Below are 23,545 nucleotides of genomic sequence, written 5' to 3' on the forward strand. Positions count from 1 at the left end.
AAATCTGGAGATGGACGACGCGCCGCCAGCGGTGCGGAATGATGAGATGGATTTCACCGTCGCGCGCCGGCGAAGGCGAAACGCAGCAGGCTGCCGTCGCGAAACAGCGGGAAGACAAAGGCGTCGCCGCTTGCGGGCGGCGGCACGGGTTTCCCCGGCTGGGCCGTCCGGACTTTCGCCAGCACCACCTCGTCGGTGACGGGGCCGAGGTCGGCGCAGGTTTTGAGCCCCAAGGGCCGGGCGACGGGGTCAATGACGGGAAATGCGCCGTCCGCCGCGCTCGCGACGGGGAGGCCGGCGATGGCGAAAAGGAAAAGGCGCGGGGAATGTCGCGGTTTCACGGATTTGCGGAAGGGATGCGGTTGCGGGGATTGCTGCATGTCCGGCGGGAGCGACTGCTAGGACGATGCGCGCAACCTGCGGCGGCGCGGCGCGGTCCGCAACCGCCGCCAACTGGTCTGGTGGCCGAAGCAGTTGCGGAATAAAAGTGGCGCGGGCGTGCCACCCCGTGGGAAAAATCCCAAATCTCAAAGGGCAAATCCCAAACAATCACCGGCGCGGAAGCGCCTCAAAGGAGCGCGGCCTCTCCGCGTTTCGGGCTTTTCGTCGATGCTTTTTTGCCTAGTTTGCGCGGCATGGCCGATCCGAAGCTTCTCGAAACCTTTCCCAATCCCGCGCCGGAGCGCGACTATGTCATCGAGCACACGCATCACGAATTCACCTCGCTTTGCCCGATGACGGGGCATCCCGATTTTGGCGACATCGTCGTGCGTTACGTGCCGGACAAGACCTGCGTCGAGCTCAAGTCCCTCAAGCTCTACTTCCACGCCTACCGCAACGAGGGGGCGTTTTTCGAGGCCGTGACCAACCGCATCTGCGACGACCTCGGCCGCGCGCTCCGGCCCCGCAGCCTCGCCGTCATCTCGCAATGGAAGGCCCGCGGCGGCTTCAGCTCCATCGTCACCGCCGAGTGGAAACCGCCGGCCAAAACGGCCTCGCGGGCAAAGAAAAAACGCTAGGCATCCGCGACCGCGAAGGTCACAGGATGCGCAAAGACACCGGTCCGTCCCCTCCCCTCGCCCTCCCTCCCCCGCGTTTTTCTGCGCGTTTGCCGCGCCGTTCGCGGGCGTGTGGCGCGCTTCCTGCGTCTGCCAAAAATCGTTTGCAGAAACCTCGACCTCGAAAGAATCCTCGCCACACTCTTCCCGCGTCCGCCCCTTCATCCCATTTCCTCCATGATCATCACCAAAGCCGAACTCAAGTCGTTCATCGACGCGAAGAACACCACCCCGCATACCTTCCTCGGCATGCACAAGGCAAAAAAGGGCCGCTCGCAGGGCCTCGTCGTGCGCGCCTTCGTGCGTGACGCCGCCGAGTGTTTCGTCGTCGATCTCGACGCCACCCCGAAAAAAGGCCCCGCCATCCGGCACGAGATGACCCGGCTCGCGCCCGAGGGATTTTTCGAGGTGTTCATCCCCCGGAAAACCGACCTCTTCCGCTACCAGATCCGCGCCATCCTCCACAACGGCGAGACGCGCCAGTTCTACGACCCCTATTCGTTTCTCCCCACCGTCGGCGAACTCGACCTCTACCTCTTCAACGAAGGCAACGACCACTTCATCTACAAAAAACTCGGCGCGCACCTCCGCGAAATCGGAGGCGTGCCCGGCGTGTCCTTCGCCGTCTGGGCGCCCGGCGCCGCGCGCGTCTCCGTCGTCGGCAACTTCAACCACTGGGACGGCCGCTACCACCCCATGCGCGCGCTCGGCGCGTCCGGCGTGTGGGAGATTTTCATTCCCGGCCTGCGCGAGGGCGATCTCTACAAATTCGAGATCCGCGACCAGCAGGGCGACATCCGCCTGAAGACCGACCCCTACGGCACCTACTTCGAGGCCCCGCCCAACAACGCCTCCATCGTCTGCGACACCCGCCGCCACCAATGGGCCGACGACGCGTGGATGGAAAAACGCCGCGCCGCCGCCGGCCAGCTCGACCAGCCCCTGTCCATCTACGAAGTCCACCTCGGCTCCTGGAAGCGCAAGGTCGAGGACGCCAACCGCCCCTTCAGCTACCGCGAACTCGCGCCCATGCTCGCCGACTACGTGACCGAGATGGGCTTTACCCACATCGAGGTCATGCCCCTCGCCGAGCATCCCTTCGACGGCTCGTGGGGTTACCAGGTCACCGGCTTCTACGCGCCCACGCAGCGCTTCGGCACGCCCCACGACTTCGCCTACTTCGTCGATTACCTGCACCAGCGCGACATCGGCATCATCCTCGACTGGGTGCCCGCGCACTTCCCCAGGGACAGTTTCGCGCTCGCCGAGTTTGACGGCACCCACCTCTACGAGCACGCCGACCCGCGCCAGGGCGCGCACATGGACTGGGGCACCCTCATCTTCAACTACGGCCGCAACGAAGTCCGCTGCTTCCTCGCCGCCAACGCCCTCTCCTGGTTCGACCGCTACCACATCGACGGCCTGCGCGTGGACGCCGTCGCCTCCATGCTCTACCTCGACTACTCGCGCAAGGAAGGCGAATGGATCCCCAACAAATTCGGCGGACGCGAAAACCTGGAGGCCATCGACTTCCTCCGCATGACCAACGACCTCGTGCACCAGTATTACCCCGGCGGGGTGATGATCGCCGAGGAATCGACCTCCTTCGCCGGCGTCAGCCGCCCCACCAAGGACGGCGGGCTCGGCTTCGATTACAAATGGAACATGGGCTGGATGCACGACACCCTGCGCTTCTTCCAGAAGGAGCCCATCCACCGCAAATGGCACCAGAACGACCTCACGTTCGGCATGCTCTACCAATACGCGGAAAACTTCATCACCGTGTTCTCGCACGACGAAGTCACGCACGGCAAAGCCTCGCTCCTCTTCAAGATGGGCGCGTGGCACATCGCGGACAAGGCCGCCAATCTCCGCGCCCTCTACGGCCACATGTGGGGCTGGCCCGGCAAGAAACTCCTCTTCATGGGCGGCGAGTTCGGCCAGTCCGGCGAGTGGAACCACGCCGCGAGCCTCGACTGGCACCTCCGCCAGTGGCTCGACCACGAGGGCATCCGCCTGCTCGTGCGCGACCTCAACAAACTCTACCGCGACGAACCCGTCCTCAGCCGCAACGACTTCAACAACCAGGGCTTCCGCTGGATCTCGTGCAACGACGCCGACGCGAGCGTGATCGCCTTCCAGCGCAACGACCCGTTCGGGCAGGACATTTTCCTCGTGGTCGGCCACTTCACGCCCGTGCCGCGCCCCGGTTACCGCATCGGCGTGCCGCGCGCCGGATTCTGGAAGGAAGTGCTCAACACCAACAGCCAGTATTACGGCGGCACCGGCGTGGGCAACAACGGCGGCCGCGCGACCGACCCGATCCCCGGTGACGGCCACTCCCAAAGCCTGCTCCTCACGCTCCCGCCGCAGACCACCAGCATCTTCAAGTGGTCGGCGAAGGTGGACTGAGTGCCTGATTTGGAAAGAGAACCTCCGTGAGTGAAAAGGACAGAAAGGACAAAATAGACGGGATTACCGGCTTCATCCCGCCGCACGGTGGATATGAAAAATTGTTCTCTTTTCAGAAGGCGCGGATTGTTTATGACGGCACGGTGCGGTTTTGCGAACGGTTTGTGGACAAGCGCTCGCGCACGACCGACCAGATGATACAGGCGGCGCGCTCCGGAAAACAGAATATCATTGAGGGTAGCCAGGCATCCGCCGCCTCGAAGGAAACTGAAATCAAGCTGACCTGCGTTGCGCGCGCGAGTCTGGAGGAGTTGCTGGAGGATTACCGCGATTTTCTTCGTGTGCGCGGCATTGACGAATGGTCGCCCGGACACAGCCACACCAAGCGCCTCCGGGAATTGAACCGCGATCCCACCGCAAATTATGAAACCCTCCGCAAAGGCATTGAGCATCCCGACCCGGCCATCGCCGCCAATGTGATGATTGGCCTCATTAAACTGACCAACTATCTGCTCGACCGCCAGATTCGCCAGTTGGAGCAGGCCTTTCTTCGTGAAGGTGGCCTGCGCGAGCGCATGTCCAAGGCTCGCCGCGAACAAAGAGGCTGGTGACGGTGAAAAAAACCTTCGGATACCGCCACTCCACCGCATGATTTTGTGTCATTTGCGTCCTTTATGTCCCTTCCCCAATCCAGTTGGGCAAAAAAAGGACAGGTGAAAACGACACCCCGACTAAAGAATCACATTACCCATGAATCGAAAATCGGAGCTGCTGGCCAAGAGAATCGAAAAGGCTGGAATTCGTGCCTCAATAAAGGAAGGGCGCGTGCTCACTGAGCCTGAACTGCGAAATATCAAGGTTCAAATTCTCCCGAATCCGCTGCGTGTTATTTTTTGTGTCCTTGGGGTGATTTCCGCCATTGTGAGCTATTGTTGCTTCATGCATGATTTGGATGGCTGCGGCGTCACCTCGGCCCTCATATCGATTTTAATGCTCCTTTTTGGGATTTTTGGCGTGCGTAGAACATTATCAAGAATACTGGACTCAATGGATGCGATTGATGCCGCACAAATCCTGGTACATGCGATTGAAGGCATTTCATCGGCTATCGGATCGCTATTCGATGGCGTATAATTCAACGCAAGCCGAACAAGCGGATGCAGGCAGTGTAGCTGCCACGAGGATAAATAAGGGACCGGTCCCTGCCCCGGGTTTGCGCAGGCGCAATCTCGCCGCAACCACATAGTGGGCTTGCCCCGAATCGACGGCCTCCGGAGCAGTTTTCGTTTATTCTGTCGCCTGTAGGGCGCGACCTTGCGTCGCGCCGCGAGCACCCAACCGGCCTGACTACGGGGGCATGGTTTATTTGCGACAGAATAAACGAAAAATGCCCTATTTGGGACTTTTCAAGACCTCCCGTCTCCGATCTGCATGAGTTGCAATGATAAAGAGCGTCGCAAGCAACAACAACCAATTGCGTGAAAAAGAAATCCACATGGAAGACAGGGATGCGTCCTCTTCCAGGAAACAGCCGCAGTTCATCGGTTCTCCCCTCCACAAGGCATAAGATAGGGCGCCGAGAAAAGATACCAGCAACAAACAAATCACCCATCCCATAATCCTCGGCTTGATTCCGAAAAACAAACAAATGCCCGCCCCTAATTCCGTCATCGGAATGCCAAGCGCCAGCGCATTCACCATGCCCTCGGGCGCCATGTGATAGTTTTTTATAGCCATCGCGAACGCTTCGGGGTCCAAAACTTTCCCGAAACCCGCAACAATGAACACGATGCCAACCATGGCCCTCAGACTGATCTTAATAATACGTGATTTCATGACTTATCATGCGCTTTTTGTTATTTTTCGACAGGTCTTCCGGTTTCCGTCCATTCCGACCAGCCTCCGGAAAATATATAAATATTGCCATATCCATGGCGCGAAACCTGACCTGCGACCGTCTCGGCATTCTCGCATTGCGCATCGGCGCAATATATCACGATCGTCCGGTTCCCTGGCACACCGGAAAGGACTTTGCCGGTCTCCCTGCCCAATTCATTGGTTTGCGCCGGCAATGATATTGCCCCGGGAATATGACCATATTTGTAGAACAGGCCCGGCCTGGCATCTATTATGAGAAGATCCCCCGTTGCCTTGAAGGAGTCCATGTCGCTCAGATTGCAATATTTCCAATTTTCCGGCATTCCTTCGTTTTTTCCATGATCTTTATCAACATGGGTTTTGCCGCCCAAAACACTCATGGGGGCGCCTCTGAACTGATTGACGCCCAATGAAACCGCAAAGAAGAATGCGAAGGTCATCGCCACCCATGATATTTCTTTAGGCTGCGGTTTCAATTTCGAAAATAATCTGACAGTGTTTGCTTTCATAAAAATTAGAATGGCCTTGCCCTGATCCTGCCGGTGACGGGGAGATAATCCCACCCTTTGCCAGACCCTCCCTCCTTTGGACTCCACCTGACTTTGATTAAATTGCCATCGTATGTCACTTCGTACTCATTTGCGCCATCAGAGCTCACTATTGGCGGCAGGGGAAGACGCGGGCGCTGATGCTTTATTTGGGCATCGCCCCATTTCCAGCCAAGCGTCTTCCCGTCGCAAGACGCACCTGTCAGGAGTCCATCCGCGTATGTGAAAGCCATGTCAACTCCATGCGCGCCCTTGATGCCTGCCAGCATTCCATCGTCATTTCTGGAAATTTTTACGGAATTGCCCAAAGTGCCGCCCATGGCATCCACCAAGCCTTGCGGGTTGTAATTAAATTCCAGGTATGATTGTTTGCCGGGCCGGACCGTGGTAATGCGCTTTAACCGCCCGTCCTTGTAATAAAATTTCCTTTGCAAGCCGTTGTGGCGGGCTTCCGATAATTTCCCGTCACTGTAAACATACCGCTCGTCATTGCCAACACCGGTTATTAGAATTGTATTTTCACCAATCGCTTCCAAGCGCCAGGCGCCTTCCTTGGAAACCGGATTGTTTTGCAGCAAAAACATCCGGCCATCCATATCCCTCCATTCATACAGGTTGGCATCCCGCTGTAAGACATATGAATCCATGATCGGGATATATAATTCACTGTAATACCGTTCGCCATCAAATACCAGCCTGTGCGCCAGCCTTATGGCGTCATTTTTGTCATCCATCCGGATTTCAAACGGCCCCAGGCGCGGCGTTCCATCGGGCCATGCGCTTAATGATTCGAAGGGAATGGATTCGCGCAAGCCCAGGAAAGGCGCGCACCAAGTGCCTGCCACCGATAAAAGGGCGGCTGCCCCAAGAAATAATAATATTAAGTTTTTCCCCGGCATTATGAATCAATGCAATAATCAATAACTTTCTGAAAACCGGCTTCGTCCAGAATTCCATCCCCTTCAAGAAATACAACCGGACACTTGTTTTGTCGCGCCCAGCTTCTCCAAGCCTCCGCCACATGCCATCTGTCTGCCTGAGGCAGAAATAGCAGTTGGATTTTCATTGGCGCCGAAGGTGGAGCCACCGGGCAAACCAGAATGACACCTTGGTTATCCTTTGGCGGGCGCGTGCCCCAGCTTCCGACTCGCGCCCCAAGCACAACAACCCTCCCGCCATCGCAATTATTCAGTTCCGCACCCGGTTCAACAACCTGTATCGCGTGGAGATAATCCATGTTCTCGCAAAACAGTTTCCGAATACGCCGGCCATGGCACGGGCCAAGGATCTTGTAGTCAGGAACGATGGTCAAATCGGGTGCTTTTTGGGGCGCTCCCGGCTTGCATAACCAAATAGTGCCCGCAGCCGCATGGCTGATACGAACAGGGTCCTTCCCAATGGAAGCCAGGCCGAAAAGATACAGGGACAGGACGCAAAAAAGACTGATGGAAAAAGACAAAAGCATGGGACCTGGCAATGCGATATGCCTTTTCCTGCCGCCGTAAAATCCCGCGATAATCAAAACGCCTGCGGCAAGCAAGGCGAGGGGCAGGCTGTTATATATGGTCGAGTAGCATGCGTTGACCATTGTAAAAAATACCATCATGGCTCCCGCCCCGGCCAGCAATCCCCTGCCCGACGGTGACACCAGGCCGGCCAGCCGATGACATAACAATATGCCCGCCAGCAGGAAAAATAGAATGAGGCCAAGCGCGGGCAGCCCCCATTCGACCGCAATGTTAAGATAGGAGTTCACCATGCTGCCGTGCATGGTTTGGGATGACAAATCCTGATACCAGTTGTCATAATTCAGTCCGGCGCTTCCATTGCCCCATCCCAAAACCGGCTTGTCCGCGACCATCTTCGCTCCTCCCGCCCATAGCGTTAATCGATTTGTGACAGATTTATCCCCCTGAACCGCGAGGGAAAAGCGTCCCCAGGCATTGGTGGCAATGAGTGCGACAAGTATGACGAAGATTCGCAGGCCAGTGTTCTTCATGCTCTTCATTTGAAGCCATATTGCGATGCAACGCTGACGCATGGCAGGCAGAAATGCTTGATGGTTGACGGGCCGGAATACCCGTTCTGCCAACGGTTTTTCTGCGATAAGTCCAAAAATAATAATCGAACACAGACTTGAAAATATCGCCCAACGGGAACAGGTGCCGACCAATAATGCCAGCGCGGCGCACTCGACAACCCAAATCATATTCTGGACATAGCCTGCCAATTTTTCTTTTTCGAAATACCATGAAAATATCCAAATAAATGGCAGGCACATGCCGATTGCCACGGCGGCATCATTTGGATTCGACCACCAATAGCACAACCGCGGAAGATCATTGTAATAGTATAAACTCACGATGCTTTAGAAAAATGAATATTATTGCCGAAACGGTTCCGCCTCATGATGGTTTTATTTTTCCCATTCGGTTGGTTTTTTATAAAGCTCTAAGAGCGTCTATCAAAAAGAAAAGTTGAAGGTGATCTGTTTTGATCACAGAGGACACAGAGCGCGACCCACAGAGGGCACGGAGACCAAGCCTGAAAAGCGCTTTTCTCTCTGTGCTCTCCGTGTCGGAGCTCTGTGTTCTCTGTGTCAAAACAGACTTCATTTGCCTTTTCGCGTCTTTGCGTTGGTTATTTTGTTAGGCGCTCTAAAGCTTTTTACGATTTTCGCCAATATATGCAATGATTTCGATATTTTCGTAATAATTTTCTGGATTTGGCGACACTGTGATAATATCCGCGCATTTCATGCCGCTTTTGGGACGGACATGGACGTAAAAACGGTTGCTGTCCTGAGTGGGTTCAATACGGACAGCGAAATGCCCGTCTCTCACAAAAAGATTTTCGGCATTAAACTTAATATCCCCCGTATTGCCTTTGTCGGGAGCATCAAAAGTCACTTGAAGGCGTTGTTCGCTCATTTCTCCGTCCGCCTGCCACCTGAGCATGAGCGGAGTCACGGTTACATGGGTCGGTATTGTGACATGACCGCGAAGCATGTATTCACCTTCTTTTTCATCGGTTTCAATGGCAACCACAACATATCCTTGATCCCCCTTGTCGATTGTGTCCATTTTAATATTTATTACCCCAGTCTCACCAGGCTCAAAGATTGTCTTGGCCAGCTCATAACTGGAGCACCCGCAGCTCAGCTCGACTTTGTTGATTTTAATGACATCAGGCCCTTTGTTTGTAAACTTGTAGGAAAAGCTTGCATACCGCTCCCCCCGCGGCAAAGTGAGTTTTTTCCCTGTTTCTTGAAAAACCAGCGACTGCGAAAAAAGCGGACCGGTTAATAAATGCGAAGCAATCATGCAAATTGCTAATTTTGTAATTTTAAACAACATAATATTTGATTTCGAGGTTGCGGTGCTAGAAGACCATGTTGCAATAGCGCGCCACAGTATTATATTCAAAGCAGAACCACGGAATCCATCTTCCGAGGTTCTCGCTCCAATATACACGAATGCATATGGGATAGGCGATATGCTCCATATTGGTTTTAATCATATATCTAATATCTGCAATCAATAATTTCCCCTGGTTTTTGAACTCGGTATGCGGTGTGGAGCCGCCCCATGAGAATGCCGTGGATTGTGTCATGCAGCCGCAGCAGTTTCTATCAGCAGGGAATGGATCCGGGGTGGCGTCAAGTTCACCGGAATCTAGAATTTCCTTCAATCGATAGAAAGACTCCCCCGGAACAAAACCCGTGAAATGGGTGTTCATATGGCCAATCTTCGAGGTAAACATCCAATAAGCCTCGGCAAGACCGTAGTCGGTCAGCAACTCCGGACGGCGAATGGCCTTGCCCTGCCTCAAAGAGTGTCGCATTTTCATATAACCGGTCTGCTTGATTGACAGTTCTCCGTTCGAAACTTTTTTGATTGACTCATAATACTCATCAAAATTTCTGGCACAGAATGCACGGACATTCCTGTTGATTTCATCATGCAATGCCAGATCCTGCTTCATCGATAATGTCACCTCTGCCTGTCCGTCATTATGTTCTTCAATATTTAAATCAATCAATCCGCCATTACCGTCTTTTAGGGACGCTGATGGTTTTTCATGCCAATTTTTGAAGCGTTCCCGGCCTGGTGCTAATTTTTCCGCTGGACTTAAGTCATCTGCAACTGCAAGCGAATTTGCGGGGAATATGGCTATAGAGGTTATCAAAATTATTAATAAAGCTTGAATTGTTATTTTAAAGTAAAGCATAATATTTCTCCGCTGAACGCGTTCCGATTCCTTATGGTTTGCACATATTTATCCTATCTTTTCTGTTTAGATATCCCCGCCCCAAAGAGCGGGGACATCTATTTAGTTGTTTAAGCCTTCTACTACTTTACTCACAGACCATTGTGTTGCTTTGGCTAGACAACTTGACGCAAGCCCCGGGGCCCGCTGGACAGGAACCCGTCGAACCACATGCATACAATCTAATGCAGGTGGCCATAGTCATTGACATTAATATTGCTAATATTAGCTTTTTCATGATGTTATTTTGTTTATTGTTATTTTGTCATTCATAATACGCTCTCCAAAATGAAGGTTGGTAATATTATGACAAAAGGTAAAATTCATTGATGCGCATTGCGAAATTTATCGATAACATAATCTGAATTGTATTTTTTTGTTTTATTGGGCGGACGTCGTTAAGCTTATATATATATCGTCGATATCAACCTCGCTCAATTCTTTAGCATTACCACCGTATTTAATATAATTTCTAATCTGGCTGGAACTAGTCGGAGCTTCCCTGGTTTCTTTTTCATAATCACTAATTGCATCACTTACTGCTTTCCCCGCCCACCAATTAATCGGGGAAGTCGTCATAGCACCTTTATCGCTCACCCACAGTTCGGTATCCCAAATAGGATCCACTGGTTGAATATCTTTTATTATCCATCGGTATTTCGAATCGGAGGCGGTGGCTCCAGACGACATGTCTGCATATCCTGTGAAATTAAAGTCCGAAGGAAGATACTGTTTAATATCTTCATAGTTTTTCGGTGCATCACCATTATGCGCCTTGGAGAAATCAGAAACTGCTTGGCATAATACTTTAGATGCAAGCCCCTTGGCAAACCAACGAAGCCAAGCCATGGCTTGTCTATAATCAGCCACGGTTTCCATTGGTCCCGCGGTTGCATAAAGCCATTCTTTATCAGTCAGGTATTTGAATTCTGATATGGCATACTTAGGATTATTATTAACGAATTTGCTTAATTTTTCAATTTTGCCCAGTCAACTATCGAGTGCGTCTTCAATCTGTTCCATGTTATCCTCAACCACGGCGGTGCCCTGGTTTAATTTGTTCAAGTTATCCTCAATGCTTTGTAACAGTAGCTTGGATTGCCTCAAGTTCTTTTGTAGCTTAAATCCCTCATTTCTACTTAATTTCAAATCTCTCAATGCCTGATCCCTGGCGCCTATCAAACCGGGCATTGCTGTTTTGATACTATTAATGTCGAAAATGAGTTTGGCTAAAACCCCAATCAAAATTATCAAGCCAAGCGAAATAAGCATTATATTCCTATGATTTTTCATTGTTGCAATATAGATTCACCCACAGAGGGCACGGAGAAGTACTGAGTATAAAATTATTTTCTGTCTTTATCAGAGTCTCTTCGTGGTTGATTTGATTATCTTTGACCATGTTCATTGTTGGCCTGGGCAGGCAGTTTACATTAATATTCTTTTTTCATCAAGCTTAGAAATATTTCGTCGATTTTATTCCTATTTTTATCAGCCCATTTGTTAGTTTTGGTATCGATATATTTGTTGATTTGATCAAAACTGGTTGGCTCAGAGCCATTAGTTTTTACATAGTCTGAAATTGCACTTTGCACAGAATCAACCGTCCACGCCCCATTTTTGACACCCATGCCGACCCCCTTGTAGTGCACTTCTCCGGTATTGCTCACCCAGACTTGACTGTTCCATATATTATCAATCGGCGGCCCTGCTTCTGTGATTATCCATTGTCCATCCTTCCATACTTCTCTATCAGTATTCCCTGATTCATTGGTTTCATATCTTTCGAGAATATCGGGATCAAAATCCGGAGGAAGATACTTGGTAATATCTCCCAGTTTTGTTGGAAGGTTACCATTATTGGCATTGGTAAAATCCTTGACGGCCTGGCCAAATATACTGCTTGCCGCTAATGTGGCAGTTTGCCTAAGCTCGGCCAGTGCAGCCCTGCAATTTGCCTCGCTCTGCATTGAGCCACTTTCAGTTACCGCAAGCCAGTCCTTCGCGGTTAAATATTTAAATTCCGGTATAGCGTATTGAGGGTGATATGTGATAAAATTTTTTAATTTGCGAATGGCAACAAACCAGCGATCCAGCTCGCGTCCCTCACCCTGCATGTTCTCTTCATCCGCAGCAATGCGCAACTTCGACTCTTGCTCCAGTTTGCTTAAGACTTCCCTAAGATCTTTTATCTTTTCATTGTATTCGCTTATTGCCTTTTGAAGCCTAATGTTTTCATTTTCACGAGATACCAGATCTTCCAATGCCTTGACTGTCGTGCTCCTATAGCCAGCCATTGCTTTTTCCCCGTCAATGATATTAAGAAACAACGCAATGTTTACTCCAATCAAAAGAAGGAGCGTGGAGACAACCGCTATCTTAATTAAATGTTTTTTCATGATCGCGATGGTTTAAAATGACCTGCAAGCCGGTCCTACAGTGTTTTCATTGAACAGTGGCGCGGCAGCGCCGGTAGGGCGAAGCCTCCGGCTGAGCCGCGGCTCGGCAGGGACGCCTCGCCCTACCTTTGGGACAAGGGTAATAAAAAATATCATAAAAGGAGATATGAGACATAGCGCATTGTTTTTTCATTTTCCGCGCGTTTCGGCTGCCAATGAATCTTTGCATGTTCGTGTTCATTCCGGTTTCTTGAAATCAGCCCCGAGCGGCCCCTGCCTGATGACAGGTTCGCCGGAAACCTTGATCTCGATTCGATACCAGTAGTCGGAATCCGGGTCAGGAAAGGTATCCACTATATTATCCTTCCATTCCATGGTTGAATAAACCTCCACCCCTCTGTTGTGAAAACCCAAGGGATCGGGGCTGCCGGCCCTTATTATTTTTATGTAGTCGTATTTGGCCTCGGGAAAATCCCACGAAATCGTCGCGGTCTTCTCGTCGCGAAACACGCTCCAGGAATATCGCCGGGCAATCTCCGGGTAATTGCCAGCGCCCTTCTCATCGGGTTTCGCCCTTATCGGGCCAATGTAGTCCTCCGGCCCGTCAGGTGGCGTGACCTTCAGCCAATAGTAATAGGCCCGGGCTTCGATCAGCGTGTCCTTGTAGTGCTTGTCGCCCGGTTTCAAAGTTGCCAGCCGATCCCTGGCATCCGCCTGCCCCGTGGCATTTCTGTAAAGTTCGGTGGATTTGTAAACGGACAAATCATACGTCCACTCCAAATGGACAACCGCCCCGTTTCTGGTTGCGGAAAATGACTCCTGGGTCTGCCTTTTTGCAGCCGCCTGTGCCTGATTTTCCGGCTCCTTGTGTTTTGAACACGATGTGCATGCCAAAACAGCGAGCAATCCCGCCAGGCTTGCCATGTGGAATATGTTTTTTGTTTTCATTAGGTTGCGCATTGGCTTGTTCAGTGATGACTCTAGAATATCAAATTCTATTGGCCGGAATAAAAAGGCCAGGACAGAATGGCGCTAAGATAAGGACGATTGTCGTCATTTATCTTAGCGCCATTCCGTCCTGACACCTTACGGATTCCACTGTATTTAAAATTGCTCACGTTAATTAGATTTGCTTGTTAGAGATTTATATATCTTGTTTATTTTATCTTTACCTATTTTATTATCAATGTATTGAATGATTTGCTCAGTATCTGTCGGCTCGATGCCAAATTGATTCTCGTAGGTTTTAATTGCAGTTTGCACAATCTTCTCCTCAGAATAGTCAATGCCCCTCACCATCATTCCACCAGTGGTGCTCAAATAGAATCTACTGTCCCAAATATCATCTACTTGCGATATTTCCTTTATTATCCACTGATTTGAGGCTCCTATTACTATAACACCGTCCATCTGCCCATGGGGATTATTTTCATATCGAGCAAGAATATCAGGATCAAAATCCTTTGGCAGGTAGCTTACAATATCCTCCAAACCTCGTGGCAGGTTACCATCATTTGCTTTGGAAAAAGCCTGAATGCCTTGGCAAAGTTCTACACACACTGGCCTCTTTGCTCGTTCCCTCAACAATGCCAGGGCTTTTCTGTAATCCGCTTCACTTGCCATTTGGCCGCCTTCGGCTGCAGCAAGCCAGTCTTTGGTGGTCAGATACCTAAATTCTGGTATGGCGTATTCGGAGTGATGCTTAATAAAATTTCTTAATTGAATAATGTTGCCAAGCCAGCGATCAAGTTCGTTCTCTTGGTCAACGATATCGTCTTGTCCAGCATTCTCAGCAAGAATTTCCTGGGTTTCTTTGAAATTAATTAGCTCTTTCGTGGCCTTTTTCAGGGCGTCTTTGGTCTCCTTATTTTCACTCTCGCGAATTGCCAGAGACTTCCTTGCTTGATCTCGTTCGCGCTTGTACCCGGATATTATCTTTTCATATTCAATAATATCAGAATGCAGTTTGACGATTATTCCAATCAACCCTAAAAATACCAAGGCGGCCAATGTTATAGTTAAATGCTTTTTCACTTTTCGATAAATTTAAGATCCACAGGATATGCATGGTAAAATGGCGAGCACCCCGCCAGGCTTTCCACGTTGGATATAGTTTTTATTTTCATGTGGTTGCGTATTGGTCTGTTCTGTGGTGATGAGGCTGCCTGCGACAACAGTGCCCGGGTCAACGCAGCCGCCATAATTGGTCATTGTGAGACCGAATGTTAATCCACCAAGGACTAGCACGGATAATATGATTTTTTTTATCATAGTTGGATTTTGTTTATTTTACCACTAAACGCGCTCCCCGACATGAAGAGTTGGCACCCAGTGGCAAAGGCACGAAGTGGTTGACGGTTTGTTGGCATGAACCAAATAAGGTCATCAAATTTTAAATCTATTGGAGGGGTGTCGTAATGCTTGTGTATATTGCGTCAATTTCCGTCTTGCTCATTTTCCTGGCATTGTAAGTATATTTAATATATTCTGCGATTTGACTGGAGCTTGCGGGTAGGCCGCCATTTTTATTTTTATATTCCTCAATCGCGGCGCGAACCACACGCTCTTGGTTAAAATTAATTGGAACGTTTATTGAAGCCCCTTCGGCGCTGACCAACAACCCGCTGTCCCAAATGCCATCCACTGCGCCGACATCCTTTATTATCCACTGTTGTGAACTTAGTACTGGATTACTGGAGGATATTTTCCCGGAAGGATTGTCTGTGTATCGCGTATAGTCAAATCCATCAGGAAGGTAATCAATGATATCTTCATATTTTTTTGGCGACTTACCATTATTTGCCTTTGTGAAATCAATCACTGCTTGCCGGAGCATGTCACCTGTTTTTATATAAGACCTCATTCTAAGCAGGGCCAAGGCCCTTCTGCAATCAGCCTCGGTTTCCATTTGCTTCTCAGTTACAGCAAGCCAGTCTTGGTTTTCCAAATACTTAAATTCCGGAATGGCGTATTCTGGGTGCCGCGCAATGAAGCCTTTTAGTTGGAGAATGGTGCCGAGCCAACGATCAAGTTCGTTCTCCTGGTCAACGACATTATTCGTTAGCACATATGCGTCGAGAGTTTTAGCCGTGTTTTTGTAATTGGAGAATGCGTTTTCCGTTTTTCTTAGTGTTTGCCTAATTTCTTCGTTCTCATTGGCCGCTTTTAGCAAGGACTTTCTTGTTTGGTCTTTTTCTCGCTTGAGGCTGTCAATTTCCGATTCTTTGCTAGCCAGGGCGAATTGCTGCAGGACGACCATGCCGACAAGGAATAACAATGCCAATCCGATCGATATTATACTTAAAATCCTTTTCACTTTTTTCATATGTTTGGGATGCTTTTTGGTTTAACTATTGAGAACACGAATGGTTCATGGGAAAAACGCAGGCAGATTTTTTTTCATTGGAATTGACTCGATTGGTTTTAGCAGTGTTCACGACCGTTACTTGACGTTTGAAATGATTGAATTGCATTATTATCATTTTATTATGGATTAACATCTGGCGCGATGGGCCCCTGCCTAATGACAGGCCCGTCGGAAATCTTGATCTCGATACGATACCAGTAGTCTGAATCCGGGTCCGGAAAGGTATCCACTATGCTTTCCTTCCATTCCATGGTTGAATATACTTCCACCCCTCTGTTTCGATAGCCCAAGGGATCGGGGCTGGGGGACCTTATAACTTTTATGTAATCGTACCTGGCCTCAGGAAAGGCCCATGAAATCGTCGCAGTCTTGTAGTTTCGAAATACACTCCAAGGGTACTGCCGGGTAATATGCGGGTAATTGCCGATACCCTTCTCATCAGGTTTCACCCTTATTGGACCGATGTTTTCATCCGAGCCGTCAGGTAGCGTAACCTTCAGCCAATAGTAATATGCTCGGGGTTCTATCAGCGTATCCTTGTAGTGTTTTTCGCCGGACTTTAATACCGACACCCGATCTCTATCGTTTGACTGACCTGTGGCATTCTTGTAAAGTTCGGCGGATTTGTAAACGGACAAATCATACGTCCATTCCAAATCGACAATCGCCCCGGTTCTGGTTGCGGAAAAAGACTCCTGGGTCTGCCTTTTTGCCGCCGCCTGTGCCTGATTTTCCGGCTCCTTGTGTTTTGAGCACGATGTGCATGCCAAAACAGCGAGCAATCCTGCCAGGCTTGCCATGTGGAATATGTTTTTTGTTTTCATTAGGTTGCGCATTGGCTTGTTCAGTGGTGACTCTAAAATATCAAATTCTATTGGCCGGAATAAAAAGGTCAGGACAGAATGGCCCTAAGATAAGGACGATTGTCGTCATTTATCTTAGCGCCATTCCTTCCTGACCCCTTACGGATTCAACTGTATTTAAAATTGTTCACGTTAATTAGATTTGCTTGTTAGAGATTTATATATCTTATTTATTTTATCTTTACCTATTTTATTATCGATGTATTGAATGATTTGCTCAGTATCTGTCGGCTCGATGCCAAATTGATTCTCGTAGGTTTTAATTGCGGTTTGCACAATCTTCTCCTCAGAATAGTCAATGCCCCACACCATTATTCCACCAGTGGTACTCAAATAGAATCTACTGTCCCAAATATCATCTACTTGCGGCATTTCTTTTATTATCCACTGCGTTGAGGCTCCTATTACCCTAACACCGTCCATCTGCCCATGGGGATTATTTTCATATCGAGCAAGAATATCAGGATCAAAATCCTTTGGCAGGTAGCTTACAATATCCTCCAAACCTCGTGGCAGGTTACCATCATTTGCTTTGGAAAAAGCCTGAATGCCTTGGCAAAGTTCTACACACACTGGCCTCTTTGCTCGTTCCCTCAACAATGCCAGGGCTTTTCTGTAATCCGCTTCACTTACCATTTGGCCGCCTTCGACTGCAGCAAGCCAGTCTTTGGTGGTCAGATACTTAAATTCTGGTATGGCGTATTCGGAGTGATGCTTAATAAAATTTCTTAATTGAATAATGTTGCCAAGCCAGCGATCAAGTTCGTTCTCCTGGTCAACGACATTATTCGCTAGCACATATGCGTCGAGAGTTTTGGCCGTGTTTTTGTAATTGGAGAATGCGTTTTCCGTTTTTCTTAGTGTTTGCCTAATTTCTTCGTTCTCATTGGCCGCTTTTAGCAAGGACTTTCTTGTTTGGTCTTTTCCTCGCTTGAGGCTGTCAATTTCCGATTCTTTGCCAGACAGGGCGAATTGCTGCAGGACGACCATGCCGACAAGGAATAACAATGCCAATCCGATCGATATTATACTTAAAATCCTTTTCACTTTTTTCATATGTTCGGGATGCTTTTGGGTTTAACTATTGAGAACACGAATGGTCCATTGAAAAAACGCAGGCGGATTTTTTCCATTGGAATTGACTCGATTGGTTTTATCAGTGCTCACGATCGTTTGCGGAAAATGGCTCCTGGGTCTGCTTTTTTGCCGCCGCCTGTGCCTGATTTCCCGGCTCCTTGTGTTTTGAACACGATGTGCATGCCAAAACAGCGAGCAACCACGCCAGGCTTGCCTTGTGGGATATGTTTTTTGTTTTCATTAGGTTGCGCATTGGCTTGTTCAGTGATGACTCTAGAATATTAAATTTTATTCGAGCATCGGTTTCAGCTTATCCAGTTTTATTTCACGAATTGCATCAGCCCTGCCAGCCTCGTAAACACAGCCGTCAACCCATGTCCTGCAAGGATCGCTGTTGCTTGCGAACGACAGATTTTTCAAGTCCGCGGCTCCAATCAGCAGCAGATAATTTTGCCGGTTTTCCGGATTCTTGAATATGGTCATGAACGCGGACTTCCGGGAAAATGAATATCCGTCTATCGACAGGCCGCGCGCGGCAGCCTTTACCGGCAGTTGCGACGCCAGTGTTTTCCAGATACCGTTGCTTTCAGAATTTCCTATCAGGATCAACGACTTGGTTTTCAGCTCGTCCTCGGTGATTTCAGTGTCCTTTTTGACAACAAAGCTGGCGCCATAAAATTGGCGGCCATACTTTTCGGAAAGCAAGTGTGTCGCGGCTTCAATGCAATTCTCCCCATCTTGGTCGGCCTGGGTCCCCTTTACCACGATAAAGGGGTGCGCGAATAGCTCCGATATCGGGCCGGAGTAGCCATGCTCCCGCGCGATGTCGGCCGCGGTTTTCCCGGGATTGTTGTTTTTGCAGTGCGCCAGCCAGCCAAAAATCAAATCCCAAAGCTCAACGCCGGCCGGCCGTCTCCCGATGTGACTTTTGATGTCATTTCTTTTCCCCTGGGCCTCCCGAAGAAAATCCTCAGTCAACTGCATTTCCCCATGCCCCGCGGGCCGTGAGCCATCGTGCAGGACCAATATATTAACGGATGAATTGGCGATGATGCGCCCGGAGGGATTGATTGCGGAAAACCAGTCTTTTAAGAAATGGTCACTCCCCGCAAAATTTTTGGAAACCGACTGGTCCCTGTCGAAAATGGCCCGGTCATATACGATGGCCGCAAACCGGTTGGGATAGTCCGTGAGAAGACGCCCGCCAAGGAAGCCGCCGCTGCAAACACCGTAAATGCTTATCCTGGATTTATCGATGTTGTAATCCCTTTCGACCGCCTCCAGCGCCTCCTCATCGTGGGCGGATTCGTAAGTCCAGCCTTCGGGGGCATTCCTGTATCCGGGCCACAAAAGGGCAAACCCATGTTTCTCCGCGAATCGCGAAATCTGCACCGCGTCGCGATGAGCCGCCATAAACGGGCTGGCAATAAACGGCCGATTTCTGGCGGATATGGTCGTGGGCATGATGAGCAACAGCGGAACGCCCTTCTCACGACTGTAACTTGGCGGAATATATAACCTGTAGAATTGCCTCGACCCGTCTATTTGGGAGACAAACCCCCGGATGTGCAATCCGGGGACGTCCTTGGAAAACTCCGTCGCGCCTTTTTTTCGCAATTCCAGAAAATCGGCCAGGGTGCCAAGCGTATAGACCACTTTGTCCTGCCACTCGCGGCTGGCTGTGTCGTAGTTTGTCTTCTCCAGCAGGATTTCTCCCCTCCTGAGCTGCGCCTCGAGGTTAAGGCGGGGGCCATCGTCCCAGGAATAGCCGGAAAGCGAGTTCTTTACCTCTTCAAATACGGTTCTGGGCGAGCCGATCAGAAAATATTCATGGACTTCCTCTGCGCCCGATCTGTAAGTGATCCTGTAAAAACCCTCTGCAAGATAGTCCACCCCGTCCCGAATGATGCTCCCGTGTCTCATGTTTTCTTTCACAAACACGGGGTTGCCGGTTTTCATGTCGTCAACCTCGACCGCAAGACTCAGCCGATCCAGCAGGCTGTCCCACCATAGTATCGGAGGGTCCTGCTTGCCACCCCTGTTGAATACCTGCTTGTTTAAAAAGCTTAACGACGCGCTCCATGCGGCCTGAAAATCCCTGGATTGGTCGCATATCATCGACAGGCGCATATGCGGAGGCTTGTCAGTGGACAGGATTTTTATGGCGATTATGTTTTCACCTTCGTTGACCGGCACCGGAACCAGCAGATTGGTTCCAAGCTCTATGTTTTTTGCCGGCGCAATCTTTTTTACATGATTGAAGTTGGAATAGATCACCAATTCATTGTCGGTATCAATTTCAAGGATGACGGTTTGCTGTGAAGAGGAAATCGCCCGAAACACAATGGCGGACACCTGATTATTTCCCCACGCATAATGCCGAAAGTAATCGTCCTCCCCATCCGGGGTAAAAAATGCCGGCACGACGCCGTTGGGCGCGGGTTTTTGCATGGATGAGCTTGTGACTACCCGACCATTATCGAGGCTCAGGTGGACCGTGTCCTCCCAAGGGATTTTGCCGTTAATTTCGAAAATTGCCCTCCATGGGCCGAGGTATTTGCAGGCCGAAACTTCGAGCCTCGCCCCATTCAGCCTAATCGCGGGTATATCTCCGGCCTCAATCCACGCGAGTGTCTCTTTGGTTTCCTGCGCGCATATCATGGCAGCTCCAAGAACGAGCAGGCATGCGTTGGCAATGGAAACGCGCAAAAGACATACTTCCAAGGGATGGACGAGGGAGCGCGCGAAGATGAGCACAATGTCTTTTGAGACTCCCATGGAAAACAACGAGGTTTTGAAAGAAAAACCACTAGGCCGGCTTACAGTATTTTTAAAAACATACCTTGTCGGACAGTCAGGGATTCCGAACGCCCCCAATAGTGACCACCCCGGAGGCGGCCCCCGGGCAAACCGGAAAAGTAACAAGGGGGCGGCGATGGCCGAAAGTCCGGTTTTTACAAATTATACCATTTCCCAGTCATCTATAGACTTATCAAGGTAGGACGAAGCCTCCGGCCGAGCCGCGGCTCGGCGGGGACGCCTCGCCCTGCCGAAAATATAAATTTCGTTCGGGAATGGCATTGCAAGCCTATGGTTACGATCAATTAGCGAGTTATTGCTTGAGAGGGGCATAGGCGGCGAGCCTGTCAAAAAAGCAATGCCGAAGAGTCAAACGCGGTTCGACGCGCCTGGTTCAGGCCATCCGGCGGTGCGAAGCACTACAGCGTATCGCGGGTGATTGGATGGCGGGGAGAGGGGCGAGTTGGAGGATACGTTATCTGACGATCCGATTACGATGCCAGATTTTGCGCTTGAATGCAGGCACGGCGCAGATACGACTCCAAAATTGTTATTCTTCCAAATTGATTCCCATTCAGATCATAATAGGATTCCGATTTCCAGCCAATCCATAAACTCATGAATAAATCATTTGGCACTTATTTGGCTATCTTAATGCACGCGGCCTGCCTATTGGCAGTCTGCTCATGCAAAAAAAAGGATGCGGCCATACATTCACCACAGCCAGATGTTGCCGGACAAAGTCCCCGGCTGCTCACCAGTTCAAATGACGGGATTACGGTTACGAGAAAAGGAAGTTTTGCAAGGTTCGAGTGGGAGCTGGATTTTGGCGGCTGTAAAACCATCGAAGTCTATCGGAACACGACAGGCATGGCAGAAAACAGGGAAAGAACCGGACGCCTTCACCCGGCAAAAAAGGAATTCAATGACAGGCTGCCCAACCCTGGCGTCTTTTATTATTGGTTAAAGGTAAAACCTGTATACGGGGAGGCGCAGAATTTCGGCCCGGTTGTCGTGCCCGCCGATCCGGACAAAGGCAATACCTATCAAGACATCACCGAAGCATTTCGTATTTCCATCTCGCGGACAACCACAGCGGCGACAATCGCATTGAATTTCCCGGATGAGGAATACACGCATATAAAGATAATAAAAAACACAAATCCGGACATGACTTCCGGTCTCACCATTCATAAAACAACAAGCAAGAATGAAACCATACGGGATCCGTTGCCTGATGCGAATAGCGAATACTGGTACCGGGCCGAAGTTTTGCTTGAGAGCGGCAATGAATTCAGAGTAGGCCCAATCAAGGCGGAGTATTAACTGATGTCACCATCCCCATGAAATTCACCCGACGCAACTGGATCACACTCGCGGGCGGCGCCGCCATCGCCGCCGCCTTGCCACGCCCGCTCCGCGCCGCCGCGGGCGACGACGGCCAGCCGCTCATCCGCGACTTTGAGGAGCCCATGTTCGACATCCCCCGGCAAATCGCGGCGCCCGCGCGCATTGCCTCGCTCGAACTCCTCCGCGGCGGCACGGGCTATTTCGTGCGCGCGCGCTCCACCGACGGCGCCGAGGGCCTGGTCGCGACCAAGCAGATGGCGGAGTTTGTCCCGATTTTTGAAAAACTCGTCGCGCCGCACTTCATCGGCAAGGATGCGCGCGATATCGAGGCGCTCGTCGATTCCGTTTACCGCGACCACTACAAAAACGCCGGCCTGCCCTTCTGGTGCCCCGTCGCCTACGTCGAGCAAAGCATCCTCGACATGCTCGGCAAAATCGCCCGCAAGCCCGTCTGCGAGCTTCTCGGCGGCGCGTGGCGCGACGAAATCCCCGTGTATCTGTCCGGCTCCGCGCGCACGCTCCCCGCCGAAGAGGAAGTCGCCATCTACGAACGCGGCGTCGCCGAGACCGGCGCCAGGGCGGTGAAGTTCAAGATCGGCGGACGCATGAGCCGCAATCTCGACGCCGCGCCCGGCCGCACCGAGAAAGTCCTGCGCCTCGCCCGCGAAAAGCTCGGCCCCGGCGTCACCCTCATGGCCGACGCCAACGGCTCCTACGATCCCGAAAAGGCGATTGAAATCGGCCGGCTCATGGAGTCGCTCGACTACGCGTTTTTCGAGGAGCCGTGCCCGTGGGAAAACCTTTCCGAGACGCAACAAGTCGCCCGCGCGCTCAAAATCCCCGTCGCATGCGGCGAGCAGGACTCGAGCCTGTGGCGTTTCCGCTGGATGCTCGAAAACGGCGTCATGGACATCGTGCAACCCGACATCAACTACAACGGCGGCCTCATCCGCGCCAAGCGGGTCGCGCGCATCGCGGAAAAACTCGGCCACACCATCGTGCCGCACAACACGCAAACCGGCCCCGCCTCGGTCAACATCCTGCACTTTGCCGCGTGCACCAAAAACGCGACCCCGCGCATGGAATACCCATGGCGCGCCCCGAAAAAAGCGGCCTCGTGGTATAAGCCCGATTTCAAAATAACCGACGGCAAAATCCGCGTCCCGAGAACCCCCGGCCTGGGGATCGAGTTCGACGCGGATTTCGTCGCAAAGGCCAAAATCGTCGCGACGATCACGCACAAAGGCAAAGCCTCGTGGTGACACCCTCCGGCCGAGCCTTCGCAAAATTTTCCCTCCGCGGAGATGATATTCCGGAGCCAGCGCATTTCAAAAAAATGCGAGGCTGCATTTATAAATGGAGGGACGGCCTCCGTGCCGTCCCTCCATTTCAAGCATCGGCCACAGTTTAATTTATAGTAGTTTATATCGATATTTATACATAATGGTAGGGCGAGGCGTCCCCGCCGAGCCGTTGCTGGCCCGCGGCTCGGCGGGGACGCCTCGCCCTACCCAAAAGTAATTTT

At 50.8% G+C, this 23,545-nt stretch carries 22 protein-coding genes; 6 read left to right on the plus strand and 16 right to left on the minus strand.

Translation table 11 applies throughout. From position 1 onward, the window contains the following. Positions 1-53: 53 nt before the first annotated feature. Positions 54-341 (minus strand): hypothetical protein, encoded by a 288-nt coding sequence (locus OH491_RS08240; protein ID WP_145929026.1) that lies wholly within the window; start codon positions 339-341, stop codon positions 54-56. 294 nt (positions 342-635) lie between these two features. Here OH491_RS08240 and queF point away from each other — a divergent pair, with 294 nt between their 5' ends. From queF to OH491_RS08260, 4 genes are all read left to right on the plus strand, one after another. Continuing rightward, the gene (queF, locus tag OH491_RS08245) at positions 636-1,019 is read left to right on the plus strand and encodes a preQ(1) synthase (protein ID WP_068772221.1); all 384 of its coding nucleotides are present in this window, start codon (positions 636-638) and stop codon (positions 1,017-1,019) included. Between the two features lie 216 nt (positions 1,020-1,235). Beyond that, complete coding sequence (glgB, locus tag OH491_RS08250) at positions 1,236-3,470, plus strand: 1,4-alpha-glucan branching protein GlgB (protein ID WP_068772380.1); 2,235 nt, start codon at positions 1,236-1,238, stop codon at positions 3,468-3,470. Between the two features lie 26 nt (positions 3,471-3,496). Further along, complete coding sequence (locus OH491_RS08255; RefSeq protein ID WP_334319591.1) at positions 3,497-4,081, plus strand: four helix bundle suffix domain-containing protein; 585 nt, start codon at positions 3,497-3,499, stop codon at positions 4,079-4,081. Between the two features lie 139 nt (positions 4,082-4,220). Beyond that, on the plus strand, positions 4,221-4,604 hold the full coding sequence (locus OH491_RS08260; RefSeq protein WP_068772220.1) for a hypothetical protein: 384 nt from the start codon (positions 4,221-4,223) through the stop codon (positions 4,602-4,604). 258 nt (positions 4,605-4,862) lie between these two features. On the opposite strand, the gene OH491_RS08265 is transcribed toward OH491_RS08260, so the two are convergent. From OH491_RS08265 to OH491_RS08335, 15 genes are all read right to left on the minus strand, one after another. Next, a complete protein-coding gene (locus tag OH491_RS08265; protein WP_068772219.1) occupies positions 4,863-5,306 on the minus strand; it encodes a MauE/DoxX family redox-associated membrane protein in 444 nt (147 codons plus the stop codon). 20 nt (positions 5,307-5,326) lie between these two features. Next, positions 5,327-5,857, minus strand: coding sequence for a rhodanese-like domain-containing protein (locus OH491_RS08270; protein WP_084442534.1), 531 nt, complete (start codon positions 5,855-5,857; stop codon positions 5,327-5,329). Positions 5,858-5,862: 5 nt separating this feature from the next. Further along, positions 5,863-6,795, minus strand: coding sequence for a hypothetical protein (locus OH491_RS08275; protein WP_145929025.1), 933 nt, complete (start codon positions 6,793-6,795; stop codon positions 5,863-5,865). Continuing rightward, entirely contained in the window at positions 6,795-8,258 is a 1,464-nt protein-coding gene (locus tag OH491_RS08280; protein WP_145929024.1) for an O-antigen ligase family protein, read from the minus strand. Before OH491_RS08280 ends, OH491_RS08275 begins: the two co-directional genes overlap by 1 nt. Before the next feature lie 295 nt (positions 8,259-8,553). After that, complete coding sequence (locus tag OH491_RS08285; protein ID WP_342750965.1) at positions 8,554-9,252, minus strand: DUF1573 domain-containing protein; 699 nt, start codon at positions 9,250-9,252, stop codon at positions 8,554-8,556. A 25-nt stretch (positions 9,253-9,277) separates the two neighbouring features. After that, entirely contained in the window at positions 9,278-10,126 is an 849-nt protein-coding gene (locus tag OH491_RS08290; RefSeq protein WP_342750966.1) for a hypothetical protein, read from the minus strand. 420 nt (positions 10,127-10,546) lie between these two features. Next, positions 10,547-11,044, minus strand: a complete 498-nt coding sequence (locus OH491_RS08295) for a hypothetical protein (RefSeq protein WP_342750967.1) — start codon at positions 11,042-11,044, stop codon at positions 10,547-10,549. 111 nt (positions 11,045-11,155) lie between these two features. Then, entirely contained in the window at positions 11,156-11,437 is a 282-nt protein-coding gene (locus OH491_RS08300) for a hypothetical protein (protein WP_342750968.1), read from the minus strand. A 161-nt stretch (positions 11,438-11,598) separates the two neighbouring features. Beyond that, complete coding sequence (locus tag OH491_RS08305; protein ID WP_342750969.1) at positions 11,599-12,564, minus strand: hypothetical protein; 966 nt, start codon at positions 12,562-12,564, stop codon at positions 11,599-11,601. Between the two features lie 237 nt (positions 12,565-12,801). Then, positions 12,802-13,251 carry a hypothetical protein gene (locus tag OH491_RS08310; RefSeq protein ID WP_145929022.1) on the minus strand — a complete coding sequence of 150 codons (450 nt, stop codon included), beginning with the start codon at positions 13,249-13,251 and terminating at the stop codon, positions 12,802-12,804. A 432-nt stretch (positions 13,252-13,683) separates the two neighbouring features. Then, a complete protein-coding gene (locus OH491_RS08315; protein ID WP_342750970.1) occupies positions 13,684-14,598 on the minus strand; it encodes a hypothetical protein in 915 nt (304 codons plus the stop codon). 364 nt (positions 14,599-14,962) lie between these two features. After that, a complete protein-coding gene (locus OH491_RS08320; protein WP_342750971.1) occupies positions 14,963-15,889 on the minus strand; it encodes a hypothetical protein in 927 nt (308 codons plus the stop codon). Between the two features lie 161 nt (positions 15,890-16,050). Further along, positions 16,051-16,755, minus strand: a complete 705-nt coding sequence (locus OH491_RS08325) for a hypothetical protein (RefSeq protein WP_342750972.1) — start codon at positions 16,753-16,755, stop codon at positions 16,051-16,053. Positions 16,756-16,926: 171 nt separating this feature from the next. Then, entirely contained in the window at positions 16,927-17,850 is a 924-nt protein-coding gene (locus tag OH491_RS08330; RefSeq protein WP_342750973.1) for a hypothetical protein, read from the minus strand. 309 nt (positions 17,851-18,159) lie between these two features. Continuing rightward, positions 18,160-20,649 carry a hypothetical protein gene (locus OH491_RS08335; protein ID WP_145929021.1) on the minus strand — a complete coding sequence of 830 codons (2,490 nt, stop codon included), beginning with the start codon at positions 20,647-20,649 and terminating at the stop codon, positions 18,160-18,162. 639 nt (positions 20,650-21,288) lie between these two features. Here OH491_RS08335 and OH491_RS08340 point away from each other — a divergent pair. Together OH491_RS08340 and OH491_RS08345 are read left to right on the plus strand one after the other, a co-directional pair. Then, positions 21,289-21,996, plus strand: coding sequence for a hypothetical protein (locus tag OH491_RS08340; protein ID WP_145929020.1), 708 nt, complete (start codon positions 21,289-21,291; stop codon positions 21,994-21,996). A gap of 17 nt (positions 21,997-22,013) precedes the next feature. Next, entirely contained in the window at positions 22,014-23,282 is a 1,269-nt protein-coding gene (locus OH491_RS08345; protein ID WP_068772211.1) for a mandelate racemase/muconate lactonizing enzyme family protein, read from the plus strand. The last annotated feature ends 263 nt before the right edge of the window (positions 23,283-23,545 follow it).

Origin of the sequence: Termitidicoccus mucosus, from assembly GCF_038725785.1 — a bacterium.
In the GTDB taxonomy this organism is placed as follows: domain Bacteria; phylum Verrucomicrobiota; class Verrucomicrobiia; order Opitutales; family Opitutaceae; genus Termitidicoccus; species Termitidicoccus mucosus.